This window comes from Burkholderia pyrrocinia (genome assembly GCF_018417535.1).
Classification (GTDB): Bacteria; Pseudomonadota; Gammaproteobacteria; order Burkholderiales; family Burkholderiaceae; genus Burkholderia; species Burkholderia pyrrocinia_E.
The window spans coordinates 3,204,741-3,221,788 of sequence record NZ_CP070978.1; the positions used below are offsets into that span (position 1 = coordinate 3,204,741).

The 17,048-nt window shown below is 67.9% G+C and carries 16 protein-coding genes; 15 read left to right on the forward strand and 1 reads right to left on the reverse strand.

From position 1 onward, the window contains the following. From JYG32_RS32570 to JYG32_RS32620, 11 genes are all read left to right on the forward strand, one after another. Positions 1–741 (forward strand): helix-turn-helix transcriptional regulator, encoded by a 741-nt coding sequence (locus JYG32_RS32570; RefSeq protein WP_213266353.1) that lies wholly within the window; start codon positions 1–3, stop codon positions 739–741. A gap of 51 nt (positions 742–792) precedes the next feature. Next, positions 793–1,446 carry a hypothetical protein gene (locus JYG32_RS32575; RefSeq protein WP_213266354.1) on the forward strand — a complete coding sequence of 218 codons (654 nt, stop codon included), beginning with the start codon at positions 793–795 and terminating at the stop codon, positions 1,444–1,446. Between the two features lie 221 nt (positions 1,447–1,667). Further along, entirely contained in the window at positions 1,668–3,170 is a 1,503-nt protein-coding gene (locus tag JYG32_RS32580; RefSeq protein WP_213266355.1) for an aldehyde dehydrogenase family protein, read from the forward strand. 62 nt (positions 3,171–3,232) lie between these two features. Then, positions 3,233–4,573 (forward strand): aspartate aminotransferase family protein, encoded by a 1,341-nt coding sequence (locus JYG32_RS32585; RefSeq protein ID WP_213266356.1) that lies wholly within the window; start codon positions 3,233–3,235, stop codon positions 4,571–4,573. 190 nt (positions 4,574–4,763) lie between these two features. Then, positions 4,764–6,266 carry an APC family permease gene (locus JYG32_RS32590; RefSeq protein ID WP_213266357.1) on the forward strand — a complete coding sequence of 501 codons (1,503 nt, stop codon included), beginning with the start codon at positions 4,764–4,766 and terminating at the stop codon, positions 6,264–6,266. Then, positions 6,263–6,850, forward strand: coding sequence for a DUF3156 family protein (locus tag JYG32_RS32595; RefSeq protein ID WP_213266358.1), 588 nt, complete (start codon positions 6,263–6,265; stop codon positions 6,848–6,850). The genes JYG32_RS32590 and JYG32_RS32595 overlap by 4 nt, the downstream gene beginning before the upstream one ends. 66 nt (positions 6,851–6,916) lie before the next feature. After that, entirely contained in the window at positions 6,917–7,855 is a 939-nt protein-coding gene (locus tag JYG32_RS32600; protein WP_174382829.1) for a helix-turn-helix domain-containing protein, read from the forward strand. A gap of 170 nt (positions 7,856–8,025) precedes the next feature. After that, the gene (locus JYG32_RS32605; RefSeq protein WP_213266359.1) at positions 8,026–9,234 is read left to right on the forward strand and encodes a porin; all 1,209 of its coding nucleotides are present in this window, start codon (positions 8,026–8,028) and stop codon (positions 9,232–9,234) included. A gap of 188 nt (positions 9,235–9,422) precedes the next feature. Beyond that, positions 9,423–10,661 (forward strand): ABC transporter substrate-binding protein, encoded by a 1,239-nt coding sequence (locus JYG32_RS32610; RefSeq protein ID WP_213266360.1) that lies wholly within the window; start codon positions 9,423–9,425, stop codon positions 10,659–10,661. A 34-nt stretch (positions 10,662–10,695) separates the two neighbouring features. Then, on the forward strand, positions 10,696–11,565 hold the full coding sequence (locus JYG32_RS32615; RefSeq protein ID WP_213266361.1) for a carbohydrate ABC transporter permease: 870 nt from the start codon (positions 10,696–10,698) through the stop codon (positions 11,563–11,565). Further along, the gene (locus tag JYG32_RS32620; protein WP_174382826.1) at positions 11,562–12,422 is read left to right on the forward strand and encodes a carbohydrate ABC transporter permease; all 861 of its coding nucleotides are present in this window, start codon (positions 11,562–11,564) and stop codon (positions 12,420–12,422) included. The genes JYG32_RS32615 and JYG32_RS32620 overlap by 4 nt, the downstream gene beginning before the upstream one ends. A gap of 32 nt (positions 12,423–12,454) precedes the next feature. Here JYG32_RS32620 and JYG32_RS32625 read toward each other — a convergent pair whose 3' ends face one another. Further along, positions 12,455–13,477, reverse strand: coding sequence for a LacI family DNA-binding transcriptional regulator (locus JYG32_RS32625; protein WP_213266362.1), 1,023 nt, complete (start codon positions 13,475–13,477; stop codon positions 12,455–12,457). 6 nt (positions 13,478–13,483) lie between these two features. Here JYG32_RS32625 and JYG32_RS32630 point away from each other — a divergent pair, with 6 nt between their 5' ends. The 4 genes from JYG32_RS32630 to JYG32_RS32645 all read left to right on the forward strand — a co-directional run bounded on the left by JYG32_RS32630 (position 13,484) and on the right by JYG32_RS32645 (position 17,048). Then, complete coding sequence (locus tag JYG32_RS32630; RefSeq protein WP_213266363.1) at positions 13,484–14,362, forward strand: phosphatidylinositol-specific phospholipase C; 879 nt, start codon at positions 13,484–13,486, stop codon at positions 14,360–14,362. A gap of 259 nt (positions 14,363–14,621) precedes the next feature. Further along, complete coding sequence (locus tag JYG32_RS32635) at positions 14,622–15,128, forward strand: 2,4'-dihydroxyacetophenone dioxygenase family protein (protein WP_213266364.1); 507 nt, start codon at positions 14,622–14,624, stop codon at positions 15,126–15,128. 50 nt (positions 15,129–15,178) lie between these two features. Further along, a complete protein-coding gene (locus JYG32_RS32640; protein WP_213266365.1) occupies positions 15,179–16,060 on the forward strand; it encodes an alpha/beta fold hydrolase in 882 nt (293 codons plus the stop codon). Positions 16,061–16,166: 106 nt separating this feature from the next. Then, the gene (locus JYG32_RS32645) at positions 16,167–17,048 is read left to right on the forward strand and encodes a 3-hydroxyacyl-CoA dehydrogenase (protein ID WP_249744889.1); all 882 of its coding nucleotides are present in this window, start codon (positions 16,167–16,169) and stop codon (positions 17,046–17,048) included.

Consider the following 17,048-nt stretch of genomic DNA (forward strand, 5'->3'; position numbering starts at 1 on the left):
ATGCCGACCCCATCCGTTCCCGCCGACCAGGACGCCGCCGACTGGCAACGCGCGCTGCGCGCGTGCGTGGACGCGTTCGACGCGTTCGCGAGCCCGTCCGCGATCGTGTTCTACCGGCTCGACCAGAGCGGCGAACCGGCCGATTTCGAACTGTTCGGGATGCCGGAATCGATGCATCGCACCTATGTCGCGCGCTACCGGATGCTCGATCCGCTGCATCCGTCGCGTTGCGCGGCAGGGGAATGCGCGGTCGTCACGCTCGCTTCCCAATTGCCTGACGAAAGACGCGATGCGTCCGCGTACTGGACCCGCTTCCTGCGGCGCCACGACGTGGCCGACGTCGTCGAGATCTGGCTGCGCGACGCGGGCCGCACGGTCGGTGCGTTTTCGTTGCTGCGCTTCGGGACGGGTGAGGCGGGCGGCTGCGCGACCGGAAATAGCACGGCAGGCCGGTTCGCGCCCGGCGAGATCGACGCGCTCGCGCGGCTGCAGCCTGTCGCCGAAGCCGCGCTGAGCCCGCTGCTGCGCGCGCGGCGCGGGATTCACCGGATCGGTTGCGAAGAGCGGCTGACCTACCGCGAGGAACAGATCGCGCGCCTCGTGCGCGACGGCCGCTCGAACAAGGAGATCGCACGCGATCTCGCGCTCGGGCAACCGACCATCAAGACGCACCTGATGCGCATGTATCGCAAGCTCGGCGTGTCGAATCGCACCGAACTGGTCGGGGCGCTGTTCCTGTAATTCAGCGGATAATCGCGGTCCGGACATCGAACCTTTCCCGATCGCGAATTCATGAATACCAAACCGCTGCTGGCCGTGCTGCTCGTCTTGCTGGGTTCCGCCACGGCCTTCGCGCAAGAGGGCGACCGCGACACCTGCGTCGTGCTGCAACCGACCCGAATGCTGGCAGATGACGTCGGCGGTTATCCAAAGGACGGGTGGCTCGGACTGGCAATGAGCAGGAACCACTGGAAGCTCGCGCCCGCACGCATTCGGTTCGAACCGGCTCGGCCAGGCGGCGAAGCAGTCGACATCACGTCCGACCTGGAAAAGGCCGTTGCGCTGTTTCATTGCACGTCGCTCAGGCAGGGCGCGGTCGACGCGGCGAACCTGGCGTTCCCGGCTGGCGGGAGGACGATTGAACCCGGCGTCAAACCCGTGCGTGTCGGTTTTCACGGCCGCCAGTACGATCTGCGCTACACCGCATCCGGTTCGGTGATTGCCGAAGGCGGCGGCAAGCGGTCGGTCCTGCATGACTTCGGCGGCAGCATGCCGCCATTCCGCGTGTCCCTGATTTGGGCGGGCGACCTCGATCGCGACGGCCGACCTGACTTCCTGATGGAATTCGAAAGCGGGATCGGCACGAACGTCTGCCTATTCACGTCGGGTAGCGCCAACAAAAATGAACTGGTCGGAACTGCGGGATGCATGGAAGTCAGCGGCTGACCGCCCATCGGCGCGGCTGACGATTGACTGAGTAAGCCAACGGGCCGTTCGTTCCCGTCCAGCACGCCCGCCGGCGCCGGATGCCTGTTTCGGCGCACGCCACCATCCCCCCACACGCTGCCAATTTGCGCTCACCGAGCGCGATCCCTCGTCGATAGAGTGGTACGACGCCCGCGTGCCCACGCGCACGCGGTCCAGCCACGACAATCATCGAGACGCCCATGAGCACCACGAACTTCGTCGCTGTCAGCGACACCGTGCGCACCTTCGTTGCGCGCGATTTCGGCCTCTTCATCGACGGCGAAATGCAGCCCGCACACGCGGCTGCGCGGCTCGACGTGTACGACCCCGCGACGGGCGAGCGGCTCGCGACGGTCGCGGACGCCGACGAGCACGACGTCGATCGCGCGGTCGCCAGCGCGAAGCACGCGTTCGATACGCGCGTATGGAGCGGCCTGCGCCCGGCCGACCGCGAACGCATCCTGCTGAAACTCGCCGACCTGATCGAACGCGACGCCGAAACGCTCGCGCAGCTCGAAACGCTGAACCAGGGCAAGTCGATCCACGTGTCGCGCGCGATCGAGGTCGGCGCGAGCGTCGAATACGTGCGCTACATGGCCGGCTGGGCGACCAAGATCACCGGCCAGACGCTCGACGTGTCGATCCCGTTCCCGCCAGGCACGCGCTATACGGCCTATACGCGCAAGGAGCCCGTCGGCGTGGTCGCCGCGATCGTGCCGTGGAATTTCCCGCTGATGATCGCGGTGTGGAAGCTGATTCCCGCGCTCGCAGCCGGCTGCACGATCGTGCTGAAGCCGTCGCCGGAAACGCCGCTCACCGCGCTGCGCCTCGCCGAGCTTGCGCGCGAAGCTGGCGTGCCGCCCGGCGCGTTCAACGTCGTTACGGGTGGACGCACGTGCGGCGCCGCGCTCGCGAGCCATCCGTCGATCGCAAAGATCTCGTTCACGGGTTCGACCGCGACCGGCAAGCTGGTCGGCGCGGCGGCCGTGCAGAACATGACGCGCTTCTCGCTCGAGCTCGGCGGCAAGAACCCGGTCGTGATGCTCGACGACGTCGACGTCGCGCAGGCGCTCGACGGCGTCGCCGCCGGCGCGTTCTTCAACCAGGGGCAGGTGTGCGCGGCCGCGTCGCGCATCTATGTGCATCGCAGCAAGTTCGCGCAGCTCGCGGACGGCCTCGCGGGCGTCGCGCAGTCGATGAAGCTCGGCGCGGGCCTCGACACGACCGCGCAGATCAACCCGCTCGTCTCCGCACACCATCGCGACAAGGTCGTCCAGCACATCGAAGGCGCGCGCCGCGCCGGCCTCACCTTCCTCGCGGGCGGCACGCCGGCCGACGACCTGCCCGGCTATTTCGTGAAGCCGGCCGTGATCGCCGATCCGCATCCGGACAGCGCGATCGTGCGCGACGAGGTGTTCGGCCCGGTGATCGTCGTCGTGCCGTTCGACGACGCGGCCGACGCCGTGCGCCTCGCGAACGCGTCGCCATACGGCCTCGCCGCGAGCATCTGGAGCAACGACCTGAAGCGCGTGATGAACCTCGTGCCGCAGATCGAGGCCGGCACCGTGTGGGTGAACTGCCATATCCCGCTCGACCCGTCGATGCCGTTCGGCGGCTACAAGCAATCGGGCATCGGCCGCGAGTTCGGCCAGTACGCGATCGAAGGCTTCACCGAAACCAAATCCGTCTGCATCGCGCACTGACGCGCGGCGCGAACCTCGAACCCGAACGACCTAGTTCAAACGATCCGACAGTGGAGACTGCAATGAGCTACAACGAAGCGAAATTCTGGCACCCGATGGTGCACCCGAACGAAATGAAGCAGCGCAAGCCGATCCGCATCGTGCGCGGCGACGGCTGCTACGTGTTCGACGAAGAGGGCCGCAAGCTCGTCGACGGCGTTGCGGGCCTGTGGAACGTGAACGTCGGCCACAACCGCAAGGAAGTGAAGGACGCGATCGTGCGCCAGCTCGACGAGCTCGAATACTTCCAGCTGTTCGACGGGATCTCGCACCCGCGCGCGGAGGAGTTGTCGAAGAAGGTGATCGACATGCTCGAGCCTGAAGGGATGCGCCGCGTGCTGTACAGCTCGGGCGGTTCCGACTCGATCGAGACCGCGCTGAAGATCGCGCGCCAGTACTGGAAGGTGCGCGGCCAGGCCGATCGCACGAAGTTCATCTCGCTGAAGCAGGGCTATCACGGCACGCACTTCGGCGGCGCATCGGTGAACGGCAACACGGTGTTCCGCCGCAACTACGAGCCGAACCTGCCCGGCTGCTTCCACGTCGAGACGCCGTGGCTGTACCGCAACCCGTTCACGCAGGATCCGGAGGAACTCGGCCGGATCTGCGCGGAAATGCTCGAGCGCGAGATCCAGTTCCAGAGCCCCGACACGGTCGCCGCGTTCATCGCGGAGCCGATCCAGGGCGCGGGCGGCGTGATCGTGCCGCCGGCCAACTACTGGCCGCTCGTGCGCGAGGTGTGCGACCGATACGGCGTGCTGCTGATCGCCGACGAAGTCGTGACGGGCTTCGGCCGCAGCGGCAGCATGTTCGGCAGCCGCGGCTGGGGCGTGCGCCCGGACATCATGTGTCTCGCGAAGGGGATCTCGTCGGGCTACGTGCCGCTCGGCGCGACGGTCGTGAACGCGCGGATCGAGGACGCGTTCGCCGCGAATGCGGACTTCGGCGGCGCGATCATGCACGGCTACACGTATGCGGGCCACCCGGTCGCGTGCGCGGCCGCGATCGCGAGCCTCGACATCGTCGTGAAGGAAGACCTGCCGGCGAACGCGGCGAAGCAGGGCGCGTATCTGCTCGAAGCGCTGCAGCCGTTCGCGGAACGCTTCGCATCAGTCGGCGAAGTGCGCGGCAAGGGGCTGATGCTCGCGCTCGACCTCGTCGCGAACAAGGCGACGCGCGAGCCGATCGACCCGCTGTCCGGCTATGCGAACGCGGTCGCGGAAGTCGCGCGCGAGAACGGCGTGCTGGTGCGACCGGTCGGCACGAAGATCATCCTGTCGCCGCCTCTCGTGATCCAGCGCGAGCAGCTCGACCGGATCGTCGACGCGCTCGCGGCGGGCTTCGAGGTCGTGCCGTTCGCGTGACGGCTTGACGGCGTGATCGCGTGACCGCAAACCGGTGGCGGGCGGCCTGGCCACCGCCGCCGGTTTGCCGATTTGCGCTATGACCGGATTATTTTGCCTGCGTATTTTCTCGACATCGGATCAAGGTGTGATCGACAGGGGGCCCCGGTGCGAAAGCGCGGGTTCAGGTCAACAAAGGAAGGAGACAAAGATGTCGGGATGGTCGGGAGTTACCGGCGCCGCGGGCGATACGTCCGCCGGCACGCCGGCCGAAGCGGGCGGCGGCACGGCGCTGAAGGCGGGTGCGGTCGGCTTTCCGACCGCGCTGGCGAGCGCCGTCGGCCTCATCATGGCAAGCCCGGTGATCCTCACCGCGACGTCGGGCTTCGGGATGGGCGGCTGGGCGTTCGCGGTCGCGATGATCATCGCGTTCGTGATGATGCAGGCGCAGGCGACCACGTTCTCCGAAGCCGCCGCGATGCTGCCGACGGCCGGCTCGGTTTACGATTACCTGTCGTCCGGGCTGGGCCGCTTCTGGGCGATCACCGGCACGATCTCCGCGTATTTCCTCGTGCACGTGTTCGCCGGCACGGCCGAGACGATCCTGAGCGGCATCATGGCGCTCGTCAATTTCGAATCGCTGAACGCCGCGTTCGAGAAGCACAACAGTTCCTGGCTCGTCGGCGTCGGCCTCGTGGTCACGTTCGCGATCACCAACATCGTCGGCATCAAGGTGTTCAGCAAGCTCGAGATCGTGCTGACGGCCGGCATGTGGCTGTCGCTGATGATCTTCGGGATCCTCGGGCTCGCGGCCGCGCCGGCCGTGCACCTCGACGGCTGGTTCGGCGGCTCGGAAGTCGGCACGTCGGTGCCGGCCGTGCTGTCGCTGGTCGGGATGGCGATGTTCATGTTCGTCGGCTGCGAGTTCGTCACGCCGCTCGCGCCGGAAATGAAGGCGCCGGGCCGCACGATCCCGCGCGCGATGACGATCGGCCTCGTCGGCGTCGCGATCTGCATGTTCCTGTACGGCGCCGCGATCCGCCGCCAGGTCGCGAACGTGCCCGTGAGCCCCGACGGCCTCACGCACCTGCTCGACACGCCGGGCGCGATTCCCGCGTTCGCGCTGCAGGTGCTCGGCCCGTTCGGCCGCATCTGGTTCGGCATCGCGTTCCTGTTCGCGGGCGCCGCGACGATCAACACGCTGATGGCCGGGCTGCCGCGCATCCTGTACGGGATGGCGATCGACGGCGCGCTGCCGCGCTGCTTCGCGTACCTTCATCCGCGCTTCAAGACGCCCGTGGTCGGGATCGTCGCGGCGGCCGTCGTGCCGATCTTCCATGCGTGGCTGATCAACGGCAATCTCGACAGCATCCTGCACCTCGTGCTCGCCGCGACCTGCGCGTGGGGCACCGCGTACCTGCTCGTCACCGCGTCGGTCGTGATGCTGCGCATTCGCCGCCCGGACCTGCCGCGCCCGTACCGCTCGCCGCTGTTTCCGCTGCCGCAGATCGTGTCGAGCGTCGGCATCGTGCTCGCGATCTGGTACATCACGCCGCCCGGCATGAACCCGCGCGACATCTACGTGCCGTTCGGCGCGATGCTCGGGCTCACCGCGCTGTACGCGCTGTTCTGGACGCTCGTCGTGCAGCGCCGGCATCCGTTCAAGCCGGTGCCGGTCGAGGAAGTGCTGCGCAACGAGCACGTCGCGTCGTGAAGGCCGCGCTCGCCCGGTGGCGCGCGGCGCCCGATGCGCCGCCGCCCGGCCATCGGCCCGGCGCGATCGGCGCGCGCGTGCTCGCCGACCTGCATGCCGCGCGCGACGCCGACGGTGCCGGCAGTCCGATGGCGCGGCTGCCGAACGGCGTGCGCGTGAGCGTCGAGGAGCGCGTCGAGCGCCAGTTCCTGATGCATACGGTCAGCGTGAAGGTGGCGACGACCGTACGCGGCCCGGCCGCACAGGGTAGCGCCCGTGTGCGGCAAACCGGCTGGCTGCGCCGCACCGGCATCGATGCGGTGCCCGCGCCGGGATGCGACCCCGGATTCGTCGATACGGTGACGGCGCTGGTCGCCGAGCCGTCGCTGGCCGACGCGCTGCGGCCGTTGCACCTGTCCGACTGCGCGATCGATGCGCGCGATGGCCGCTGGACGCTCGCGATCGTGCCGTTCGGCGGCAGCGAGGTCGTGAACCGGATGCCGTCGTTTCGCCGCTATGTCCGGCTGACCGGCGAGCAGGCGGACGCGCTGTCGGCGGCCTGTCTTGCGTTCGAAACCGCACTACGCAGAATTTTGCGCGCGTAAGCTGTGGCGTTGCGGCCGGGCGAACGCGCGGGCCGCCCAGGGATCAGGGTTTTACCGGAGGCGCCGATGTTGTTCCAGTCACGCTCGCACGAAGACGTACACGATCACGGGCTCGCGATCGCGGGCTGGCATCAGGTCTACCGCCAGATGACGCCGGGCCGCTTCAGGGGCACGGTCACGCAGGTGCTGTACGACGATTTCCATTTCTTCCGCGAAACGACCAACCGGCGCGTCGCGCAAACCGGGCTCGCGCCGGCCGGGCGCACGTCGCTCGCGGTGCCGCTGTCCGTGCCGCTCGCGGGCACGTTCCAGGGCCAGCCGGTCGACGGCTATGCGCTGCTCGCGCTGCGTGCCGGCGAGGATTTCGAGTTCCACACGCCGGAGGGGATGGGGCTCGTCGGAATCAGCGCGGCGTCGGACATGGTCGACGAGCTGTGCGAGGCCGAATTCGGTACGGCCGGCGCGCGCAAGCTGCGGCATGTGACGCGGCTGTCCGACGCGCAGGGCGTCGCACTCGGCGTGCGGCTGTCGGCGCTGATCGACGATGCGCAGCGCAACCCGGGCCACCTCGAATACGCGGCCACCCGCAAGATGTTCCGCGACGCGATGCTCGGCATGTTCCTCGATGCGCTCGAACAGGGCATCGGCGTCGAGCGCCGCGACATCACGCACGCCACCTACAGCGACATCGTGAGCCGCTGCGAGAAGCATCTGCGCGACCGGCCCGAAGAACCCGTCACCGTGCTCGAACTGTGCCGCGCGCTGCGCTGCAGCCGCCGCACGCTGCAAACCAGCTTTCAACGCGTTGCCGACGTCACGCCGGTCGGTTATCTGCGCACGATCCGGCTGAACGCGGTGCGGCGCATGCTGCGCACGACGTCGGTACAGCAGCTCGGCGTCGGCGAGGCCGCCGCGAGCTGGGGTTTTACGCATCTCGGTTATTTCGCGCGCGAGTATCGCGACCTGTTCGGCGAGCTGCCTTCGCAGACGACGCGTCCGGCATGACGCACGCGCGGTGTGTGCGGCGCCGCAGGGAAGCGTCGCGGCACGCATCCGTCACACCATTTGCCGATTTGCGATAGAGGTCCTGAATTTTCGCTGGATAGAGTCCTGTCACTCATATCGACAACTTCATTGATTTGCACTGCGAATCGATGACAACAGAGGGACGGGACATGAAGATCGGACGACGACTGGCCGCAGCCGCGGCCACGCTGGGTTGCATGCATGCACACGCGCAGACTTCGGGCAGCGTGACGCTGTACGGCACCGTGGATACCGGCATCATCTACTCGACGAACCAGCAGTTCACGCGCGCCGACGGCAGCACGGGCGGCGGCCATGCGTGGCAGATGGGCGGCGGCAACCTCGTGCCGTCCCGCTTCGGTTTCCAGGGCGCCGAACCGCTCGGCGGTGGCCTGAGCGCGGTGTTCACGCTCGAACAGCAGTTCCTGTCCGCGAACGGACAGGTGCTGCAGGGCGGGACCGCATTCAGCCGGCAGGCGTGGGTCGGGCTGCGCCAGGACGGGATCGGCACGCTCGGCCTCGGCCGGCAATACGACTCGTACACCGACATGCTCGGCGCCTATGCGTCGAGCAACAACTGGGCGACGCCGTACGGCTCGCATCTCGGCGATGTCGACAACCTGAACGCCGCGTTCAACTTCAACAATGCGGTGAAGTTCACCAGCGACGATTTCCACGGCCTCACGTTCGGCGGCACGTTCAGCTTCGGCGGGCAGGCCGGCGACTTTTCCGCGAAGCGCGGCTATGCGCTCGCCGTGACCTACAATCGCGCGCCCGTCGCGTTTTCGGTCGGCTACCTGAACCTGCGGCAGCCGCTCGACGCGGCGCTCGGCGGTGCGAGCGGCTACATCGGCGATTTCGCGTGCAGCAACCCGGGCGCGATGTACTGCCTGCTGCAGGAAGCGCGCTCGATGCGTGCGTTCGGCGCGGGCGGCTCGGTGGCGCTCGGTGCAGCGACGATCGCGCTGACCTATACGCACACGCGCCTCGACGACAGCCAATATTTCTCGACGAGTACGCAGCCGCGCACGCAGGCGTTCACGTTCGACATCGGCGAGCTGAACGTCACGTACATGTTCACGCCCGCGCTGCAGGGCGGCGTCGCGTACATCTTCAACGCCGCGCATACCGACGGGCGCGGCACGACGCGTTTCCACCAGGTGAACGTCGGCACGAACTACAGCCTGTCGAAGCGCACGGCGCTGTACGCGGTCGCGATCGGCCAGATCGCGAGCGGCACGGGGCTCGGCACCGATGCGAACGGCAACGCGGTGAACTACGCGCAGATCCCGGTGCTCGCGAACAGCAACTCGAGCCGGCAACTGGCGGTGATGGCCGGGATCCGCGTGAACTTCTGACGGGGCCGGGGCGGTCAGGCGGGCGGGGCGGCCGGGCACGGCGGCTGCCTCTTCCGTCGCGTGCCATAAATTCTTAACGATCGGCGTGAACAATGGCGTTCGCTTCAGGCGGCCGGAAGCGTCGCCCGCGTTGCACACGTGTGCAACGCCCTGGCCGTCCCGCCACCACGCCGAACGAGAGAGACCTCATGACCTTGCTGAGCCGCCTGCGCGCGCTGTCCGCCGCCCTTGCGCTGTCCTTCGCCGCCACGCACGCCGTTGCGGCGGATCTCGTCATCGCCGGCCGCGACGACATCTACGGCAAGGGGCTGGCCGACGCCGTCGCCGGCTTCAACAAACTGCACCCGGGCACCGAGATCGAGCTGCTCAAGCTGCCGAACGCGAACCTGTACCAGAAGCTCAAGCTGTCGATGCGCGAAGGCACCGGCGCGTACGACCTCGTGATGATGGACGACACGTGGGCGCCCGAATTCATCGGCAACGGCTGGCTGAAGCCGCTGCCCGCGTCGCTCGCGGACGCCGATCTCGTGCCGACCGCCGTCGCGCTCGGCCGCAACGCGGCCGGTGCGCTGTACGCGCTGCCGATCGTCGGCAACGTCGAGATGTTCGCGTACCGCAAGGACCTGCTCGCGAAGTACAAGCTGCAGCCGCCGCGCAACTGGGACGACGTGCTGAAGATCGCGCAGACCGTCGGCGGCGCGGACAAGAGCGTGTCGGGCGTCGTGTTTCGCGGCACGAAGGGCAACCCGGTCGTGACGGGCTTCCTGCCGATCCTGTGGGCATACGGCGGCGACGTGTTCGACCATGCCGGCAACGTGACGATCGATTCGCGCGAGGCGCAGGCCGCGCTGAAGACGTTCCTCGCGCTGAAGGCGTCCGCGCCGAAGGACGTCGACGTGTACGGCGCGGCGGAAGTGCGCGATGCGCTGCAGCGCGGCACGGCCGCGCAGTCGATCGAAGTGTGGCCCGCTTGGGTGCCGGCGCTCGACGACCCGAAACAGTCGCGCGTGGTCGGGCAGATCGCGCTGCAGCCGCCGCCCGGGCAGACCGCCGGCCCGGCGCCGATGCTCGGCATCTGGCAGATGGGCATTCCGAAGGACGCGCCGCACGCGAAGCTCGCGCAGGACTTCCTGGCGTACCTGAGCTCGCGCGACACGCAGACGCGCCTCGCCGGAATCGGCATTCCGCCGACCCGCCGCAGCGTGTTCGCCGATCCGGCGCTGGTGCGCCAGTACCGCTGGTATCCCGATCAACTGAAGGCGCTCGAGGCCGGCCGTGCGCGGCCGCGCGTGAAGGACTGGCAGCAGGTCGAGAGCATTCTCGGCGACCAGCTCCAGCTCGCGCTGACCGGGCAGTCGGCGCCCGACGCCGCGCTGCGCCAGGCGCAGCAGAAGATCGCGCAGGCGATGGCCGCGGCCGGCAAGTGACGGCCCGCCTCGATACGTCGTCCGGATACCGCGCATGAAAGCCTTCGGCCGCAGCCTGCCGTTCGTCGCGCTGCTCGGTCCCGCGCTGCTGGTGCTCGCCGCGCTCGCGCTGTATCCGGTCGCGCAGGTGCTGATCGATTCGTTCTGCCGGGTCGACTACGCGGCCGGCCGCCGCGCGTTCGCAGGGCTCGCGAACTATCGCGCGGTGCTCGGCGACGACGCGTTCACGGCCGGCTTCGGCAACACGCTGCGCTTCACGATCGTGGCGTCGCTCGCCGAGGTCGCGCTCGGCTTCGGCCTCGCGCTGCTGTTCGTGCGCGCGTTTCCGGGGCGGCGCATCGCGCTGCCGCTCGCGATCCTGCCGATGATGCTGTCCACGCTGGTGTGCTCGGCGATCTGGCGCAACTGGCTCAACTTCGACGGCTTCCTGAACGCGCTGCTCGCCGCGTTCGGCGTCGAAGGCGTGCGCTGGCTGTCCGATCCGCATCTCGCGCTGTGGTCGCTCGCGCTCGTCGACGTGTGGCAGTGGACGCCGATGGCGTTCCTGATCGTGCTGGCCGGGCTGCAGTCGATTCCCGGCGAACTGTACGAAGCCGCGCGCACCGACGGCGCGAGCGAGTGGCAGTGCCTGCGCGACATCACGCTGCCGCTCGCGGCGCCGCAGATCGGCCTCGCGCTGCTGCTGCGCTCGATCGACACGTTCAAGCTGTTCGACAAGGTCTATGCGCTGACGGGCGGCGGCCCCGGCAACGCGACGCAGACGCTGTCGACCTATATCTACGACACGGGCTTCCGCTTCTTCAACGTCGGGCCGGCGAGTGCCGCGTCGGTGCTGATGCTCGCGGCGTCCGCGCTGCTGGTCTCGGGGTATGTATGGCAGACGGTTCGCAAGCGGCGCGCATGACGGCGCAACCCGCGGGCATCTCGCGCGCGCGAACGGGCACCGTATTCGGTCGCGCGATGCCGTGGGCGCTGCGTGTCGCAGCACTCGCGCTGTTGCTGCTGCCGTGCCTGTGGATGGCCGGCGCGGCCTTCATGCCGACGCTCGAACGCCTCGATCATCCGTTGCGGATCTGGCCGGCCGCGCCGACCTTCGAGCATTTCGCGTCGGTGTGGTCCAACGGTATCGGCGCGCCGCTCTTCAATTCGCTGCTGGTCGGATTCGGCACGACGCTGCTCGCGCTGGCACTCGCGTTTCCGGCCGCGTACGCGCTCGTGCGATTGCGGTTCCCGGCGCGGCTCGACCTGCTGTTCCTGGTGCTCGTGCTGGCGTTGAAGCTGATGCCGCCGATCACGATCGCGGTGCCGCTGTTCGCGCTCGCGAAGCGGCTGCACCTGCTCGATTCGACGCTCGGCCTGATGCTCGCGTATCAAATCTACGCGTTGCCGATGGCGATCTGGATGCTGCTCGCGTTCGTGCGCGACGTGCCCGTCGAGTACGAAGAGGCGGCCTGCATCGACGGTGCCGGGCTCGCGCGGCGGCTCGTGCAGATCGTGCTGCCGCTGTGCGCGCCGGGGCTGATCGCGACCGCGATCTTCGTGTTCATCGCCGCGTGGAACGAGTTCCTGATCGCGCTGCTGTTCGTGTCGACGCCGAGCCGCTTCACGCTGCCGCTCGCGATTGCCGGCTATGTGACGGAGAACGGCATCGACTGGGGCGACCTGATGAGCGCGGGGCTGATGGCGTCGCTGCCCACGCTGGCCGTGGCCGGCTATGTGCAGCGCTACCTGTTGCGCGGGTTCGCGGGCGGGTTGAAGTGACGCGCGGCAATGCCGCGCCCGATCTCATCCTGTTACGCGCAGCTATGCCGCACCACCTGCGTGACCGGCACGACGCGCGTGCGCGACGGGCCGTCGAACGCCTGCATCCGGTCGGCGAGCAGGTCGACTGCGGCGTGCGCGAGGCCGCGCGTGTCCTGCCGGAGCGTCGTCAGCCGATACGCATCGTATTCGGCGGCCGGGATATCGTCGAAGCCGACCACGCGCAGGTCGTCCGGCACGCGCAGCCCGAATTCGTTGCGTGCGACGTCGATCACGCCGAGCGCGAGCAGGTCGGACGAACAGAACACGCCGTCGGGCCGCTCGCCGGCCGCGAACAGTTGCCGCGCGGCGTCGATCCCGCATGCATGGGTGTCGGACGGCGTGTCGAGCACGCGCGCGAGCGTCGCGTCGAATGCGTCGCCGCGCCCGATCGCTTGCTCGAACGCCGCGGCGCGCGACTGCGCGCTGTAGCTCGCGCCGCGCGGCCCGACGAACGCGAGCCGGCGCGCGCCGGCCCGCACGAGCCGCTGCGCCGCATGGACGGCGCCCGCCGCGTTGTCGCTGACGACGACATCCGCGCCCGGCAGGTTCGCGTCGCGGTTGATCATCACGACGGGGATCCGGTGTTCGAGATACTGCTGCGCCACCGACAGCGGCGGCGACGCGGACGTCATCACGAGGCCCGCGATCCGGTAGCTAAGCAGTTGCTCGAGCGATTGCCGGACCTGGCGCGGATCTTCCGCATTGGTCACGAGCGGCGTGAGCGCGCGCTGCCCGAGCGCGGCCATCAGGTCCGACAGCAGCCGCGCGCGGAACGGGTTCTCGAATCCGGCCGTCACGACGCCGATCATGCTGCTGCGCTGCGTGATCATGTCGCGCGCGATCAGGTTGACCTGGTAGCCGAGCGCGCGCGCGGCGGCCATCACGCGTTCGCGCGTTTGCGGCGCGATGCTCGCGGTCGGCGAGAACGCGCGCGACACCGCGGAGCGCGATACACCGGCCCGCGCCGCGACATCCGACGCCGTCACCCACGGTTTTCTTTCCTTGTCATTCATCGATTCATGATCCTATCGAGCCACGAAACATGCATGCCGCTCGCCGACTGGATGTCGGCGCTCGACGACGGGCAACCGCTGCATACGCTGACCGTACCGGGCAGTCATGACACCTGTGCGTATACCGTCGACGATGCGCTCGTTCGTACGCAGCATGCGCCGCTCGATGCGCAACTGATGCACGGCGTGCGGCTGCTCGACATCCGCTGCCGGCACGTGCGCGATGCGTTCGACATCCATCACGGCGGCATCGCGCTCGGCATGACGTTCGACGACGTGCTGGCAACCTGCACGCGCTTTCTCGATGCGCATCCGCGCGAATGCATCGTGATGTCGGTGAAGGAGGAGTGGCCGGCGCACGCGTGCACGCGCGGTTTCGATGCGACGTTCGACGCGCATCGCGCGCGGCATCCGCGGCTGCGCTGGCATTCGGGCGGCGCCATTCCCGCGCTGGGCGAGGTACGCGGTTCGGTGGTGCTGCTGCGGCGTTTCCGGAGCAGCAGTCCGCTCGGCGTCGACCTGAGCGCGTGGCCGGACAACCAGACGTTCACGATCGATCATCCCGATTCGGCGTTCGTGATCCAGGACGAATACCGGGTGCCGGTCGTGGCGTCGATCGAACACAAATGGCAGGCGATCGATACGCTGCTCACGCACATGCCGCCTGCCGACAGCAGGCGCTGGGCGATCAATTTCTGCAGCGGTACGGGGATGGGGGCCAATCCTTCAGTGGTTGCACGCGGTGAAGGCCGGACAAAAGGGATTCAGGTGCGGCTCGCAGAACGGCTGCGTACGCAGCGCGGGCCATGCGGGATCGTGCTGCTCGACTTCTGCGATGACGATGATTGGGCGCTCGTGCGCGAGCTGGTTGCGCGGAACGGGTAGCGATGTGCGGCGTGCTTGCCGGTGCCGGTCGGGCTCCGGTCGGCTGACGAACGGGCGTGCCGTCGGTGGGCCGGGAACATCGGCATTTGACACGTGGCGCGCATGTTCGTCGGACGGGGGAGGCGACTGGCGCGTAAAGTACAAATATCGGCGGCGCGGGTGAAGTTCCGACACGGGGATTGCGATTGAATGGGAACCGGAAATCGTGCACTGGCAGGCCAGTGTGCGTCACTTTCTCAACCCAACGGAGACGCTTTCCATGAACGATCGAGCCATGCAAGTCCTCAACGATGTTTCTGCGATCGACACGGTCCACATCGGCGGCAAGTCCACGCCGTGGCTTCCCTTCGCGCCCATCAATGACAAGATCCACCTCAAGTACTTCAGGATCAACCCCGTCACGGGCGAAGTGGTCCTGCTGATGAAGGCGGCCAAAGGCGAGGGTGCGCATATCCACCGCCACACCGGCACGGTGATGGTCTACACCCTCAGCGGCCGCTGGAAGTACGATCAGCACGACTGGATCGCAGAAGCGGGCGATTTCGTTTTTGAGCCGTCGGAGTCGTCGCACTCTTTCACGAATCTTTCCGATGACGACAATGGCATGGCGCTCGTCGTGTCGACAGGGGAACTCCACTTCCTCGACGAAGACGGTAACGTCACGCACGTCGAGACGTGGCGGACGGCATTGAACCGCTATCGGGAATACTGCCGTCGCAATCAGGTGCCCGAGATCGACCTGATTGGCTGCAACGGCAGCCGTTAAGCAGCTTTAACGGGCATGACCCACGCGACTGCCTTACGGAGATCACACCGATGACCGGACTTGCACCTGCTGCACCGTTTCCGCCGCTGGAGGCGCTGTCGCTCGTTTGTGGAGCCCATGTCCACACGGCACTGGCTGCGGGTCCGCGGAGCGGGGAGTGCGTCCTGCTGCTTCATGGGTGGCCGGAATTCGCCGATTGCTGGCGCGAGATTCTGGCCGCGCTCGGCGCGGCGGGATACCGGGCGGTCGCCGTGGATCAGCGCGGGTATGCCGAGCAGGCCCGACCCGCGGACGTTGCGTCCTACGCAGCCGGGCATCTGCAGGCGGATGCGCTGGCCTTCGCCGATCAGTTGGGTGCGGAGCGCTTCCATCTGGTTGCGCATGACTGGGGCGGACTGGTTGCGTGGGGGCTTGCGTCGACGCACCCGCATCGCGTGCGTTCGCTGTCCGTGCTGGCGACGCCCCATCCGCTGGCGCTGCAGGCGGCGCTCCGTGATGAAGATCAATACCGGCGTCTGGATTATGTCCGCGTTTTTCGCCAGCCATGCGGTGTCGCGGAGCAGCGCCTGCTGGCGGACGGAGCAGCGGCGCTGCGGGCGGCCTATGCGGGGCGCGTTCCGCCTTTGCTCGTGGACGAAAACGTGCGGCGCCTCAGCGAACCGGGCGCGCTTGCCGCGACGCTGAACTGGTATCGCGCGCTCCCTGACGACCTGTCCTTTCCCGCGGCGCGCATTGCGGTCCCGACGCTGTATGCCTGGGGATCCGGGGACCGTGCCCTGGGCCGCGAAGCTGCACTGCTCACGGGCGGTTTCGTCGACGGGCCCTACCGTTTCGAAATACTCGAAGGGGCCAGCCACTGGCTCCCGGAAGAAGCGCCGGACCGGATCGTCCCGTTGTTGCTCGATCAGCTCGCCGCTGCACGCGCGGCGTGAATCCCGGGTCAGCGGCCAGCCCGAACCAATCAGCCTACGAGCCATGACCTACCCCTCATCCATGCGTTCCACTTTCGATGCCGACCATCATCCCATTACTCGCGTCATGGTGGCGGGCACCGGCGTGCTGGGCGCGCAGATTGCCTTTCAGTGCGCGTTTTCCGGTGTCGATGTGACGGCCTATGACGCAGACGTCGCTTGCCTCGAACGTGCCAACGCGCGGTTCGATGCGCTCCGGTGCGCGTACGCGGCGGACCTCGGCGCGTCTCGCGAGCAGATCGACGCTGCGCTGGCACGCATCGACGGGCATACCGACCTCGGTTCCGCCGTCGCCGACGCGGATCTCGTGATCGAAGCCATTCCCGAGGATCTGGCGATCAAGCAATCGTTCTACCGCGCGCTGTCGGGCGTGGCGCCGGCCGGCGCCATCTTCGCGAGCAACTCGTCGACGCTGGTGCCGAGCCAGTTCGCCACCTTTACCGACCGCCCCGCGCGCGTGCTGAGCCTGCATTTCGCGCACGAAGTCTGGAAACACAATATCGCGGAAATCATGGGGCATCCGGGCACCGATCCCGCGGTATTCGAGCGCGTGGTTCAGTTCGCGCACCGCATCGGCATGGTGCCGCTGCCACTGCGCAAGGAGCAGCCGGGCTATCTGTTGAATACGATGCTCGTCCCGACGCTGATCGCCGCGCTGGGTCTGCTGGTCAACGAGGTGGCCGACGTGCCGACGATCGACAAGGCGTGGATGATTGCGAAGGGCGACCGCATCGGCCCGTTCGGCATTCTCGACGGCATCGGCATGACGACCGTCTACAACGTGACCCGTGCGCTCGCGGAACGGTCGGGCGATTCGTCGCACCGGCGCATCGCGGAGTACGTGAAGACGCATTTCATCGACACCGGCCATCTCGGCGAGGCGGTGGGGCACGGCTTCTATCGATATCCGGATCCGGACTTCCGGAATCCGGCGTTCGTTTCCGCGTGA

Coding starts and splice junctions, on each gene's coding strand:
- JYG32_RS32570 (WP_213266353.1), top strand. CDS start 1: ATGCCGACCCCATCCGTTCCCGCCGACCAGGACGCCGCCGACTGGCAA.
- JYG32_RS32575 (WP_213266354.1), top strand. CDS start 793: ATGAATACCAAACCGCTGCTGGCCGTGCTGCTCGTCTTGCTGGGTTCC.
- JYG32_RS32580 (WP_213266355.1), top strand. CDS start 1,668: ATGAGCACCACGAACTTCGTCGCTGTCAGCGACACCGTGCGCACCTTC.
- JYG32_RS32585 (WP_213266356.1), top strand. CDS start 3,233: ATGAGCTACAACGAAGCGAAATTCTGGCACCCGATGGTGCACCCGAAC.
- JYG32_RS32590 (WP_213266357.1), top strand. CDS start 4,764: ATGTCGGGATGGTCGGGAGTTACCGGCGCCGCGGGCGATACGTCCGCC.
- JYG32_RS32600 (WP_174382829.1), top strand. CDS start 6,917: ATGTTGTTCCAGTCACGCTCGCACGAAGACGTACACGATCACGGGCTC.
- JYG32_RS32605 (WP_213266359.1), top strand. CDS start 8,026: ATGAAGATCGGACGACGACTGGCCGCAGCCGCGGCCACGCTGGGTTGC.
- JYG32_RS32610 (WP_213266360.1), top strand. CDS start 9,423: ATGACCTTGCTGAGCCGCCTGCGCGCGCTGTCCGCCGCCCTTGCGCTG.
- JYG32_RS32615 (WP_213266361.1), top strand. CDS start 10,696: ATGAAAGCCTTCGGCCGCAGCCTGCCGTTCGTCGCGCTGCTCGGTCCC.
- JYG32_RS32620 (WP_174382826.1), top strand. CDS start 11,562: ATGACGGCGCAACCCGCGGGCATCTCGCGCGCGCGAACGGGCACCGTA.
- JYG32_RS32625 (WP_213266362.1), bottom strand. CDS start 13,477: ATGAATGACAAGGAAAGAAAACCGTGGGTGACGGCGTCGGATGTCGCG.
- JYG32_RS32630 (WP_213266363.1), top strand. CDS start 13,484: ATGATCCTATCGAGCCACGAAACATGCATGCCGCTCGCCGACTGGATG.
- JYG32_RS32635 (WP_213266364.1), top strand. CDS start 14,622: ATGAACGATCGAGCCATGCAAGTCCTCAACGATGTTTCTGCGATCGAC.
- JYG32_RS32640 (WP_213266365.1), top strand. CDS start 15,179: ATGACCGGACTTGCACCTGCTGCACCGTTTCCGCCGCTGGAGGCGCTG.
- JYG32_RS32645 (WP_249744889.1), top strand. CDS start 16,167: ATGGTGGCGGGCACCGGCGTGCTGGGCGCGCAGATTGCCTTTCAGTGC.